Raw genomic sequence first — 12491 nt, 5'->3', positions numbered from 1 at the left:
CGGCGACCTGCATACTTGTCGCGGAAGCCAACGGAGAATCTGCAATGTACGGTCTGATCGGCAAGATGCGGGCGACGCGCGGCCAGCGCGACGCAATGATGGACGTTCTGCTTGCCAGCACCGGCTCCATGCCGGGCTGCCTGAGCTACATCATCGCCACCGATCCGGCCGATGCCGACGCAATCTGGGTGACCGAGGTGTGGACCGACCAGGCAAGCCACAAGGCTTCGCTGCAACTGCCGGAAGTCCAGGCAGCGATCGCCAAGGCGCGGCCGATCATCGCCGGCTTCGAGTTCCAGGTCGAAACCCAGCCCGTAGGCGGCTTCGGCCTGCCCGCCGTCAAAACCGCCTGACGCCTGAGAGCGGACGCATTTTTCGCCATCGCGGGGTTCGCATCTCCCCGCTTCAGGTCTAAGACCGAAAAATGGATTCCCTGCCAGACCAGCCGACCGTCGAACGCATGGCGCGGATGCCCAAAGCCTGGCAGTGGCTGGCCCTCCTGATCTTCTCGATCCTCTTTGCCGGTGCGCTGGAATTCGCCGCCTTGCCGGCGGCGCTGCTGATCGGGCCGATGCTGGCGGCGATCCTGGCCGGCACCAACGGCGCCACGGTGCGTGTGCCGCGCCCTTCGTTCGGCGCCGCCCAGGCGATCATCGGCTGCCTTGTCGCCGGCTCGATCTCTGCCGACATCTTCCCGGTCTTCTACAAGGAATGGCCGCTGTTCCTCGGCACCGTGGTGGCGACCGTCGCGGCATCCAGCCTGCTCGGCTGGCTGATCAGCCGCTGGCGTATCCTGCCCGGCACCACCGCGGTCTGGGGCTCATCGCCGGGCGCGGCCACTGCCATGGTGCTGATGGCCGGCGCCTTCGGAGCCGACCAGCGCCTCGTCGCCTTCATGCAATATCTGCGCGTCATCTTCGTCTCGATGACTGCGGCGATTGTCGCAAAGATGTGGGTCGAAACATCGGGCATCGAGATCCCGGCCATCATCTGGTTCCCGCCGATTGATCCAATGGCCTTTGCCGCGACACTTGGCGTGGCGCTCGTCGGCAGCCTCATCGGAAAGCTGCTCAGGCTGCCGTCACCCTTCTTCCTCGGCACCTTCGTTTTCGGCACCGCGGTGCATCTAGGATTAGGCGTGACGATGCAGTTGCCGCCCTGGCTGCTCGCCCTCGGCTATACGATGATCGGCTGGACCATCGGCCTGAATTTCACCAGGGCGATTCTGCGGCACGCGACGCGGGCGCTGCCGCAGATCGTTGGCTCGATCATCATTCTCATCGCCTTCTGTGGCGGCCTCGGCTTCATGATCAGCCATGTGCTCGGCATCGATCCGCTGACCGCCTACCTGGCGACCAGCCCCGGCGGCATGGACAGCGTCGCCATCATCGCCGCCGCCGCACAGCACGTCGACATCTCCTTCGTCATGGCGCTGCAATCGGCCCGCTTCCTCGTCGTGCTGCTGATCGGACCGAGCCTGGCGCGGCTGGTGGCGCGAAGTCTGAGGGAATAAGGACCTGCCGCGTCTTCCCCGGTATTCCTAGTCGGCTTCACCGAAACCGGACGAGTTTTTGCGACCCGGCGACAGCACCGGCCAGTCCGAGCGCAGCTGCAAAAAATACTTGACTCAAATACTCAAATTTGAGAGCGCGGGACCGCAATCCTGTACCGGACAGTGGAAACGAGTTGATGCGGACGCGACCGACGACATGGCGCTTGGGGATATCATTGCTGGGCAGCGCTGCGATGCTCAGCCAGTTCGGGCCGGCTCGCGCTCAGGACGGCGGAAACATCACCGTCCTCGATAAAATATTGGTGGACGCCGAGAGCGACGAGATTCTGCTGCAAGATGGCTATGTCGCCAAGAAGGACCGCATCGGCACCAAGACCGACACGCCGATCGTCAGGATTCCGCAGGCCGTTTCGGTGGTGACGCAGAAGCAGATCGAGGACCAGAAGCCGCGCACGCTGAACGAATCGCTCGGCTATACAGCCAGCGCCAACCCCAACAGCTTCGGCTTCGACACCCGTTACGACGCCTTCTTCCTGCGTGGCTTCCAAGCCTTCTACAATGGCATGTTTCGCGATGGGCTGCGCCAGTACAATGGGCCCTCGGCATGGTTCAAGACTGAGCCTTACGGCATCGAAGGCGTCACCATCCTGAAAGGTCCCGCATCTTCCCTTTATGGCGTCAGCGGTCCGGGCGGCATCGTCAACGTCGTCACCAAGCGCCCCAAGGAGGAGCAGTACCGCGAAGTCGAAATGCTCATGGGCGAGCATAACCGCTTCCAGGCCGGGCTTGACGCATCCGGTCCGGTGAACGAGGACGGCAGCATCCTCTATCGCTTCACCAGCCTCGGCCGCAACAGCGATACCGACCTGCCCGGCTACCCCGACGACAAGATCTATCTGGCGCCGGCGGTCACCTTCAAGCCGGACGAGGACACCAAGCTCACTATTCTCGGTGAACATTCGAAATCCGTCACCGGCGGCACGGCTGCGTTCTACAATCCGACCTATGGCAACCTGTCGGACGTCTACGAGGGCGATCCCGCCTGGAACGACTTCGCGCAGAGCCAGGGCCGTATCAGCTACGAGTTCGAGCACCGTTTCAACGACGCGCTGACGGTTCGGCAGAACCTGCGCTACAACGCTGTCGACGCGGACATCGAATACAGCGGCAATTATTCGATCGGCCCGGATCAGCCGCTGCAGCGCTACTGGGGCCACTATACCGAGGACATGAAGAACTTCGTCGTCGACAACATGGCGCAGTTCGAGTTCGACACCGGGCCGGTCAAGCACACTGCGGTAGCCGGCATCGACTACGCCTGGTCGGACTATGATGCCGGCAGCGGGTTGTCCTACGTTTCCATCGACGACATCGAGGGCGCTCCGGTCCCCTACGTCGGCGGGCAGGAGATGAACCAGGTCGGCGTCTATTTGCAGGACCAGATGGAGTGGAACGATTTCACCCTGTTCGCCAGCGGTCGCTACGACTGGGTCGACACCACTTCCACCGCCGCCGACTTCACCAAGTCCAAGCAGGATGACAGCGCCTTCTCCGGCCGGCTTGCCCTGTCCTACCAGACGGAATGGGGCATCACGCCCTATGTCAACTATTCGACGTCGTTCTCGCCCAACATCGGTTTCGTCTATGATGACGTCAACAGCGACATCACCCGCGTCGCCCGCCCGACCAAAGCGACGCAGAAGGAAATCGGCGTCAAATACGAGATTCCGGATTACAACGCGACCATCAGCGCCGCCCTGTTCGACATCGACCAGAAGGATGGCGTCGTGTTCGATGCCTCGACCGGTATCAACAAGCAGCGTCAGCTCGACCTGAATTCGCGCGGCATCGAACTGGAAGCCAATGCCTCGCTCGACAACGGCTTCAGCGTCATCGCCTCTTACACCTATCTGCGCGTGAAAATCGAACGCGGCGCCGAGGGAACCGTGGGCAAGGAACTGTCGGCGACGCCAAATCACATCCTGTCGCTCTGGGGACACTACCAGTTTGAGAACGGCACGCTGGAGGGCCTGGGGCTGGGCACGGGCGTTCGCGTCGCCAGCAGCAGCTACGGCGATGACACCAACACCTTCAAGAACGAGGCGCGCGCCTTCGTCGACGCCTCCCTCTCCTATGATTTCGGCTACCGCAATCCCGACCTCGAAGGCGTGAAGCTGCAGGTCAACGCCAAGAACCTGTTCGATAATCAGAGGACCATCTGCTCGGCCGGCTATTGCTATCGCGACGAGGGCCGCTCGCTGTTCGCCAGCTTGCGCTATCGCTTTTGATGTCCGTCGTCGCCGGCGCAGTCCTGCAGTGCCGGCCTCGCGCCCGTGCCGATAAAGCCAGGTAATGTCGATGATCTCCCCCGTGGCGAGCGGATTCCGGTCTTCGGAACCGTCGACTTCGACAAATGCCTCGGCACGTGTTGACGGCGAAACATTCGCCCTGGACACGCAGGCAGCACGCCGTGATCTCTTTGGTGACGGCGGAGCACGCCAGGACGCTGCCCACTGGACGCCGCCCACTTGCCTCTCCTTGGCCGCTCCTATATGAGAACCACCATGACCAACCGCGCCAGCTCCGTCGCTTCCCGTCAGACCGGCTTTGCTGGCGAGACTGTGCGCGCGCTTGCTTCCACCCTGCTGCTTCTCGGCCTTATCGGCGATCGCCGGGTTCGCTGAAGGAGCGCCCGGCGGTCGAACCGCCGCTAACGCGCACGCTCCTTGGCCAGTCTCAAAATTGGCAAGTCACATCAAGCGAATGAACATCTGATAAAGGCGCCGCTCGGCACCAAATCCGTCTGAAGGCGGATCCCGCGAGCCGCCGGGAGAGACGACAATGAACGCACGAGAAGAAATCCACGCAGATAGTGGGGAGGTCGGCAAGCATGCCGCAGAGGCCATGCCAGAGGCAGCCCGGGGCATGCCAGAGGCAGCCCGGAAATACCAACCTTACCCGACCGTCGGCCTCACCGACCGGATTTGGCCGTCGAAGGTCATCGACAAGGCGCCGATCTGGTGCTCGGTCGACCTGCGCGACGGCAATCAGGCACTGATCGACCCGATGGGCCACGAGCGCAAGGCGCGCATGTTCGCCCTGCTCCTCGACATGGGCTTCAAGGAAATCGAGATCGGCTTCCCGTCGGCCTCGCAGACCGATTTCGATTTTGCCCGCTGGTGCATCGAAGAGGGCAATGTATCAGCCGACGTCTCGCTGCAGGTGCTGGTGCAGTGCCGGCCGGAACTGATCACCCGCACCTTCGAGGCGCTGCAGGGCGCCACCAACCCGATCGTGCATTTCTACAATTCGACCAGCGAATTGCAGCGCCGCGTCGTCTTCGAGAAGGATGTCGCCGGCATCAGGCGGATCGCCACTGATGCGGCCAAGATGATCACCGACATGGCGGCCAAGGCTGGCGGCGGCTACCGTTTCGAATATTCGCCGGAGAGTTTTACCGGCACCGAGCTCGAAGTGGCGCTGGAAATCTGCAACGCCGTCACCGAGATCGTGAAGCCGACGGCAGAAAACAAGCTGATCATCAACCTGCCGTCCACGGTCGAGATGTCGACACCCAACATCTATGCCGATCGTATCGAATGGATGTGTCGCAACCTCGACAACCGCGAGAACCTGCTCATTTCGCTGCATCCGCACAACGACCGCGGCACCGGCATCGCCACCACAGAACTCGGCCTGATGGCGGGCGCGGACCGCGTCGAAGGCACGCTGTTCGGCAATGGCGAACGCACCGGCAATGTCGACATCGTCACCCTGGCGCTCAACATGTACACGCAAGGCGTCGATCCCAAGCTCGATTGCTCCGACATCAACCGGATGAAGGACGTCTACGAATATTCGAACCAGTTGAAGATCCCCGAGCGTCATCCCTATGTCGGCGAGCTCGTCTACACGGCGTTTTCCGGCTCGCACCAGGATGCCATCAACAAGGGCATGAAGGCGTTGCGCAAGGCCAACACACCGTACTGGGAAGTGCCCTATCTGCCGATCGACCCGGCCGATGTCGGGCGCAACTACGAGGCGATCATCCGCATCAACTCGCAGTCCGGCAAGGGCGGCATAGCCTATGTGCTGCAGGCGGACTACGGCCTCAACCTGCCGCGCAACCTGCAGATCGAGTTCAGCCAGGCGATCCAGGCGATCACCGACGCCGAAGGCAAGGAGGTGCCGGTCAAGCGCATCTACGAGCGCTTTCTCGACACCTATGTCGACCAGCCCGGCGCGCGGCTGAAGTTCCTCGACCACCACACCTATCCGGACATCGAGACCAAGGGCCGGCGTGCGGTAGAGGCGGTCATCCTCGACAGCGGCAAGGAGGTGACGATATCAGGCTCCGGGACTGGGCCGATCGACGGCTTCGTCGACGCGCTGTCGCGCCATGTCGGCGTGCCGATGTCGGTGCTCGACTATTCGGAGCACTCCATGCAGCGCGGCTCGAATGCCTCGGCCATCTCCTATGTCGAGATGGAGCACCCCGACGGCAAGCTGTTCGGCGCCGGCATCAACACCAACATCGTGGCCGCTTCGCTGGAAGCCGTGGTTTCCGCCGCCAACCGCATCATCGGCCGAAAGGTCGACTAGACAAGCGTCGAAAGCTCACAGCTGGAGCAAGATGAACCAAGATGGTATCATCTTGCTCCGGTCTTTCGCACCATTAACCATCGGAGAATTATCCGGTGGGGTACGCGATCGCATAATGGATGCATGCTTGTATGGCAGTGCAGGCTCTATATGATTGCGTCTTAACCTGTGCCGACTTCGAAAGGATCGACACTTGCAGCATGCCACGCCTGCCGCCCCCGCAGTGCGCGAGACGTTGGAACGATTGCTAGCCAGCGAAACGTTCGGACGATCCGAGCGAGCGCGTAAACTGCTTCGCTATCTGGTCGAGCGCGAGCAGGCAGGCGAAGCCGACAAGCTCAAGGGCTTTTCCATCGCGATGGATGTTTTCGGCAAGGACGGCGATTTCGATCCGTCGACCGACGCCGTCGTGCGGGTGCAGGCGGGCAGGCTCCGCGAGCTTCTGCAGCATTACTTCGCCAATGAGGGTGTTGCCGAGCCGATCCGCATCGCCATTCCGCGTGGCGGCTATGTTCCATCCTATGAACTCAACGCGATCCGCCTGCCGGTCGAGCCGGCGCCGGAGGAACACGCCGAGGCGGCGGCCACCTTGTCGGGATCGCTCGAAGAACCAGGTATGGCCGATCGTGCCGCATCGTTGATGTCCCCTGTCGTTCGCGAGCCGGCGCCCTCGCTGCTGCGCCATCTCCAGTTCTTCTGGTTGGCGATCGCTCTGGTCATCGCCATGCTGGGAGTGCTGATCCTTCGTCAGGGAAGCGGCGCATTGCTGGCGGGAAGCGATACCGCGTCGACGATCGAAAACGCAGTGGCAACCGGCAGCATTGCGCCATGGGCTCCGATTGAAACCCTTCCGCTCGTCTACATTGCAGTGAAAGCCGACAGCGCCGAGGCTGCCCGCGTCGCGGCATCGCTGCGCGCCGGCCTCAGCGGCTTCGATACGGTCAACTTCATCGGTCGGGACGCCGACGGCCCGCCCGATCCGGTCACCGATGCAATCAGCTTCGTATTCGATGTCTTGCAGGGACCAACGGCAGGCGATGTCACCCTGGAGCTTCAAAGCGTGGCGACCGGACGGGTCCTGCTGTCACGCAATTTGACTGCCGCCGACAGCACACCCACCACCGTCGAGGACAGTGTCGCCGGCATTTTGAGTTCGGCCATTCCCGCCTCGGGCACGATCTACAACTATATCGAACAGAGCGGCCTTCAAACCGGCCTGACGGAATGTCTGCTGCTCAACGACAAGTACTATCTCGACCAGGGCGCCAAAACCCATGAGGCTGCCTATCGCTGTCTCGAAAACCTGGTCAATCGGGATGCGAAATCGTCGCTCGTCTATTCGGAACTCGCGGCCCTGCATCTCGAGACGGCGACAGATCACTACGCCTATCCAGCCGGTGCAACGATCGAACAGGCGCTGTCGCTTGCCCGTCGCGCCGTGCAGATGGGGCCGACCAGCCCTTATGCGCACCGTGCCTATGGCTATCTCAATTCCCGCCTCGGCAATTCGGAGGAATCGATCCGCTGGATGCATAAGGCCTACGAACTCAACCCTTACGATCTCAGCATGGCGGCAGCTTACGCCTATGGGCTGATTTTCGCCGGTAGGTACAGGGAGGGAACACCGATCCTTGCGCACGCCGCCGAAACCTCCAGCGCCCATCCGACCTGGTGGGACTACGGGCTTTTCGTCGGCCAGTTCATGACGGGCGATATGAACAAGGCCGCGCTTGCCAGCGAGGCGTTACAAGCGACGCCGACGAAATCGCACTATCTGGCTGCGCGGCTGATCGGCGCGAAGGCAGCCGGCCGCGATCAACTGGCGCACGAACTCGTGAACCAGATGACTGTCAAATTCCCGAAATTCGCTGCCGATCCGCGCGCGACCTTTGTCGAGAGGCGATACCCCGCCGATCTGACCGATCGGCTGGTCGAGGCCTTGCGTGCCGCCGGGCTCGGCAACGCCAGCTAGAAAATTGCACGGCAGATCGCAAAAATTTTACTGGCCATCGTCTTAGACAAGGCGCAATCCAGCCACAATTCGCAATTCGCATAAAAACCATAAATTTTCATGATTTCATCCCTTTACACTGCCGAACGGGGCGCCGGCCCGAGGACAGTTGTCTTCCTGCATGGCTTCGGCGGCTGCCACGACGACTGGCACGAGGTGATTTCGACACTGGCGTTTGGTTCACGGACGCTGGCCTACGATCTTCCGGGCCATGGGCTATCCCTCGATTTCCCGGGTGGCGGTCCGGCCAAGGCGGCCGCTCGGGCCGTTCTTGCGGATCTCGCCGCGCGCAGAATTAAGAGGGTGCATCTCGTCGGCCATTCTATGGGCGGAGCGGCGGCAGTGCTGATGGCATTGGCCGAACCCGAAAGGATAGCGTCGCTGACGCTTCTGGCGCCGGGCGGTTTTGGGACTGAGATCAATGGGCCGCTGTTGCGCCGTTATGCCGCCGCTGCCGGCAAGAGTGAAGTCCGCGCCTGCCTCGCCGCCATGTCCGGACCGCAAAGCCTGCCCTCGGAGCGCATCGTGGATGTTCTTGGCGAAATGCGTGCCCGTCCCGGCCAGTTGCAGAAACTTGTCGACATCGCTGCAGCCATGACCAGGGGCGATCGGCAGGGCGTCATCCCGCGCGAACGGCTCGAAACGCTTGATATGCCGGTGATGGTGGTTTGGGGGATAGATGACGCGGTGCTGCCCTTCACCCAGGCAGACGGTATGCCGACGCATTTCCACCTGCACCACGTGTTGGAGGCTGGCCATATGCTGATCGAGGAAGCGCCCGGCCTGATCGCCGAGATCGTCCGCCGCAATATGAAACGCCGCAGCAGGCCGTTTCGTCCGAAATCCGCCGCCGCGGCGAACTGATCCGCCCCTGCCAAAGCGCGGCTTCCAGCCTGGTTTGTCCGCTCAATGCATGTCGCCCAAAAGTGCGTTGCGGTTTTGGGATAACGACATGCATAAAAACAGGACTTTAATGCGCGTCGCATGAACCCTTTCAGACGCGACGCGCTTTAGACGCCTATCGATCACACAAGTGCATTTTGCCAACGGCTGTGTTAATTCGATGTTAACCAAACCCGCGAGGCAACGCCGATGAAGGACGCAGGCGAGAACATCACACAGATCGATCAGTCGCGAAAACTGTCCGATGCCATCCGCGACGTGAAGAACGCCTTCGCCGACCGCGACGACGTCGTGGTCGACATGCGCGAGGCGCATCGCATGCGGCTCGATTTGCTTGCCGCCGAACTCGCGCCCATCTTTGCCGACGTGCCCGCCGACATGGACAATTTCGACTTCGCCGTCTCGTCCGGGCTGCAGCCGCGCCTGTGGATCGACGCCGTCAGCCATGTCGCCATGGGACGCGACCGCCGCACCTATCGCTTCCTCAGGGATACGCGCATCGGCCGCGTGGTGCTCGCCGAATCGACCGAGATGAAACCGGTTGCCGATCAGGTGACGCGCTACGTCGCGGAGCGTGTCGTCGAACGCCAGAGAATGATGGAAGGCGGGGTCGAGCAGGCTGTCGCCGGACTGAAACGTGCCTTGGTCCCTGAAGCCGAGCCGCCGCTGCAATCCGTCCGCCGCGGCAAGGGTTGGTCGGCCTTCCTCTCCGGTCTCGGCCTGATCGCCGCCGGCGCCTTGGTCGGACTGGCTGTATCGATCGTGTTGTTCTGGGACCGCCTCGTTGCGATGGGACTGAGCTTCAGGCCATAGCGTTCGCGCCAAGTTCCAGAATCTCCAGGTCGGAAGGCGGGATGGCCGGGCCGGTCAGGCCGCGTCGCGTCAGCCTGATCCGCCAGTTGTCCTTTTCGCCATCGATCTCCAACAGATTATATTGCGCCGCTGGGTGCCTGCCGCCTGGCGCCTGCCCTGCGGCGGCGACGCCGACCACCGGAATTTTGGCGCCGCGCCCGCCGATGAAGAACAGCGTCGGCTCGTGCGAGTGGCCGTGCAGCACAAGCTCGGCCCCGTGCCGCTGAACGAGCTTGTGGAAGCGGGCAATGCCAAACAGCCGCTTGGGCTGCGAAACGGCGCCGCGCACCGGCGGATGGTGGATCATGATCACCCGGAACAGCCCGCGCTTGGCGGTGGCATCGAGCACTACGCGCAGCCTTTCCGCCTGATCCTCCAGAAAGAAGCCGTTGGCCATGAACGGAGCCGTGGCCCGCGCCGTCGTCACACCGATCAGCGCGACGTTGCCACGCACGCGCAGATAGGGAAAGGCGTCGCGGTCTACCGGCGTATTGACGCCGTCGCCGGTCATCCACGCCGTCCACGACCGGCAGGCCTTGTCGAAGGCGCCAGGCACATAGGCGTCGTGGTTTCCCGGAACGACCGACACATCATCGGGAGAACCCAGCGTCTCCAGCCAGTGCTTGCCCATCTCGATCTCACCGTCGAGCGCCAGATTGACCAGATCGCCGGTGACCGCAAGGTGATCCGGTGCGCTCGCCTTGATATCGGCGACGATGGTGTCGATGACGGCATCGCGCATGTGGCGGCGGCGGTTGCGCTGCCAGTTGACGTAACCGACCACCCGCTTGGAGGCGAGATCGCGATAGGTTACACCGGGGAGCGGTCCCAGATGGATATCGGAAATATGCGCGAGCCTGAACATCCTCCCTTCATAAGCGACGCGCGCGCTGCTTTCCACCCACGGTTTCGTGGGTGATGACGCGGCCCGAACCGAAGCAGGCCTTCCGCCAGACCGGCTGGCCGGGTCTCAGGGCAAGGCTGTTTCATCTGTATTTCGTGCTGCGGCGGCCGATGACGCTCGGGGTGCGCGGCCTGGTCCACGACCGCACGTCCAATTCCGTCTTCCTCATTCGCCACACCTATGTACCGGGCTGGCAGCTTCCCGGCGGTGGCGTCGAGCTGGGCGAGACGATGATCGAGGCGCTGGCGCGCGAGCTCTCCGAGGAGGCCAATATTGCGTTGACCGCGCTGCCGGTGCTGAAATCGATGCACTTCAACCGGCGGGCTAGCCGCCGCGACCATGTCGGACTCTATTTGGTCGAGCAGTTCAATCAGACGGCGCCGAAGCTGCCGGACCGCGAGATCGCCGCGGCCGGTTTCTTTCCGCTTGACCGCCTGCCGGAAGGAACGACGCCGTCCACGTTGCGGCGGATTGCCGAGATTTTTGGCGGCGCGGCGGCGTCGCCCTACTGGTAGATCACGCCGCTTTCCTGAACCGCGCCCGATCATGCGGCGCCGCGTAGTCCAGCTCCGGTCCGACCGGCACGATGCGGGTCGGGTTGATCGTGTCGTGGCTGCCGTAATAGTGCGCCTTGATGTGGTGCAGGCTCACCGTGCCTGCCACTTCAGGGACCTGATAGAGGTCGCGCAGATAGTTCGACAGGTTCGGATAGTCGGCGATGCGGCGCAGGTTGCACTTGAAATGGCCGACATAGACCGGATCGAAGCGGACCAGCGTGGTGAACAGCCGCCAATCGGCCTCTGTAATGCGGTGCCCGACGAGATAACGCTGGCGAGACAGACGGTCCTCGAGTTGGTCGAGCGCCGAGAACAGTTCGCCAAACGCTTCCTCATAGGCCGCTTGCGTGGTGGCGAAGCCGGCCCGGTAGACGCCGTTATTGACTGAGGGATAGACCAGCGCATTGACGGCGTCGATCTCGCCGCGCAGTGCTTTCGGATAGAAGTCGAGGCTGGCATCACCCCATTCGTCGAAGGCTGAATTGAGCATCCGGATGATCTCGGAGGACTCATTGGAGACGATTGTTTGTTCTTGCCTGTCCCATAGAACCGGCACCGTCACGCGACCGGAATAAGCGGGATCGGCCTTGGTGTAGATCTGATGCAGGAAATCGAGCCCGTAGAGCGTGTCGCCGGTGGCGCCGTCCTCGGTCAGGAACGTCCAGCCATCGGCGCCCATGAAGTGGTGGACGACCGAGACGGAAATCACGTCCTTGAGCCTCTTCAGCGCGCGAAAGATCAGCGTCCGGTGCGCCCAGGGACAGGCAAGCGAGACATAGAGATGGTATCGACCGGGCTCGGCCATGAAGCCGCGCTTGCGGCCCTCGGCTGGTGCGCCATCGCGAGTGACCCAATCGCGCCATTGCGACTGTGCCCGCACGAACTTGCCACCACTGTCCGCGGTGTCGTACCCGCGATCATGCCACCTGCCTTGGACCAGCAGTCCCATACTAAATCTCCTTGCGTCCTCTTCACCATTTAGGCGCAAGGCGGCGTTGCCGAAGTCGTCATGTGCTGAACAGACCGTCACTTGGGCGAAACGGCAGGCGAAAACGGCCGATTGCAGCGGTTGGAAATTGATGCTAGCGGACAATCCGCATGTTCGACTTTGCTTTGATCCGGTTCGACCGACGACGAAAGGGCGCCCGC

Annotated in this window: 10 protein-coding genes; 8 read left to right on the top strand and 2 right to left on the bottom strand. The window is 62.3% G+C overall.

Annotated features, from left to right (window positions below; translation table 11 throughout):
- Positions 1 to 44 precede the first annotated feature (44 nt).
- The 7 genes from CIT25_RS08920 to CIT25_RS08880 all read left to right on the top strand — a co-directional run bounded on the left by CIT25_RS08920 (position 45) and on the right by CIT25_RS08880 (position 9842).
- Positions 45 to 353, top strand: coding sequence for a putative quinol monooxygenase (locus tag CIT25_RS08920; RefSeq protein WP_095484177.1), 309 nt, complete (start codon positions 45 to 47; stop codon positions 351 to 353).
- Between the two features lie 71 nt (positions 354 to 424).
- A complete protein-coding gene (locus CIT25_RS08915; RefSeq protein WP_095484176.1) occupies positions 425 to 1513 on the top strand; it encodes an AbrB family transcriptional regulator in 1089 nt (362 codons plus the stop codon).
- 176 nt (positions 1514 to 1689) lie between these two features.
- Positions 1690 to 3801, top strand: coding sequence for a TonB-dependent siderophore receptor (locus CIT25_RS08910; protein WP_095484175.1), 2112 nt, complete (start codon positions 1690 to 1692; stop codon positions 3799 to 3801).
- Positions 3802 to 4354: 553 nt separating this feature from the next.
- Positions 4355 to 6115: a 2-isopropylmalate synthase gene (gene leuA / locus CIT25_RS08895; RefSeq protein ID WP_095484173.1), complete on the top strand. Its 1761-nt coding sequence runs from the start codon at positions 4355 to 4357 to the stop codon at positions 6113 to 6115.
- 193 nt (positions 6116 to 6308) lie between these two features.
- The gene (locus tag CIT25_RS08890) at positions 6309 to 8087 is read left to right on the top strand and encodes a tetratricopeptide repeat protein (RefSeq protein ID WP_095484172.1); all 1779 of its coding nucleotides are present in this window, start codon (positions 6309 to 6311) and stop codon (positions 8085 to 8087) included.
- A 99-nt stretch (positions 8088 to 8186) separates the two neighbouring features.
- The gene (locus tag CIT25_RS08885) at positions 8187 to 8990 is read left to right on the top strand and encodes an alpha/beta fold hydrolase (RefSeq protein WP_095484171.1); all 804 of its coding nucleotides are present in this window, start codon (positions 8187 to 8189) and stop codon (positions 8988 to 8990) included.
- A 228-nt stretch (positions 8991 to 9218) separates the two neighbouring features.
- On the top strand, positions 9219 to 9842 hold the full coding sequence (locus CIT25_RS08880) for a hypothetical protein (protein ID WP_095484170.1): 624 nt from the start codon (positions 9219 to 9221) through the stop codon (positions 9840 to 9842).
- Here CIT25_RS08880 and CIT25_RS08875 read toward each other — a convergent pair.
- Positions 9832 to 10746: a metallophosphoesterase family protein gene (locus CIT25_RS08875; protein ID WP_095484169.1), complete on the bottom strand. Its 915-nt coding sequence runs from the start codon at positions 10744 to 10746 to the stop codon at positions 9832 to 9834. The genes CIT25_RS08880 and CIT25_RS08875 overlap by 11 nt on opposite strands.
- Before the next feature lie 53 nt (positions 10747 to 10799).
- Between CIT25_RS08875 and CIT25_RS08870 the strand changes: the two genes are divergently transcribed.
- Complete coding sequence (locus CIT25_RS08870; protein WP_095484168.1) at positions 10800 to 11300, top strand: NUDIX domain-containing protein; 501 nt, start codon at positions 10800 to 10802, stop codon at positions 11298 to 11300.
- 1 nt (position 11301) lies between these two features.
- Here CIT25_RS08870 and CIT25_RS08865 read toward each other — a convergent pair whose 3' ends face one another.
- Positions 11302 to 12291 (bottom strand): glutathione S-transferase family protein, encoded by a 990-nt coding sequence (locus CIT25_RS08865; protein WP_095484167.1) that lies wholly within the window; start codon positions 12289 to 12291, stop codon positions 11302 to 11304.
- Positions 12292 to 12491 lie beyond the last annotated feature (200 nt).

Source organism: Mesorhizobium mediterraneum (genome assembly GCF_002284565.1).
Classification (GTDB): Bacteria; Pseudomonadota; Alphaproteobacteria; order Rhizobiales; family Rhizobiaceae; genus Mesorhizobium; species Mesorhizobium mediterraneum.
This window is presented reverse-complemented; position numbering and strand designations above follow the sequence as displayed.

Excerpts from the sequence above, each read along its gene's own strand:
- CIT25_RS08885 (WP_095484171.1), top strand. The coding sequence starts at position 8,187 with ATGATTTCATCCCTTTACACTGCCGAACGGGGCGCCGGCCCGAGGACA.
- leuA (WP_095484173.1), top strand. The coding sequence starts at position 4,355 with ATGAACGCACGAGAAGAAATCCACGCAGATAGTGGGGAGGTCGGCAAG.
- CIT25_RS08910 (WP_095484175.1), top strand. The coding sequence starts at position 1,690 with ATGCGGACGCGACCGACGACATGGCGCTTGGGGATATCATTGCTGGGC.
- CIT25_RS08865 (WP_095484167.1), bottom strand. The coding sequence starts at position 12,291 with ATGGGACTGCTGGTCCAAGGCAGGTGGCATGATCGCGGGTACGACACC.
- CIT25_RS08915 (WP_095484176.1), top strand. The coding sequence starts at position 425 with ATGGATTCCCTGCCAGACCAGCCGACCGTCGAACGCATGGCGCGGATG.
- CIT25_RS08880 (WP_095484170.1), top strand. The coding sequence starts at position 9,219 with ATGAAGGACGCAGGCGAGAACATCACACAGATCGATCAGTCGCGAAAA.
- CIT25_RS08875 (WP_095484169.1), bottom strand. The coding sequence starts at position 10,746 with ATGTTCAGGCTCGCGCATATTTCCGATATCCATCTGGGACCGCTCCCC.
- CIT25_RS08920 (WP_095484177.1), top strand. The coding sequence starts at position 45 with ATGTACGGTCTGATCGGCAAGATGCGGGCGACGCGCGGCCAGCGCGAC.
- CIT25_RS08870 (WP_095484168.1), top strand. The coding sequence starts at position 10,800 with ATGACGCGGCCCGAACCGAAGCAGGCCTTCCGCCAGACCGGCTGGCCG.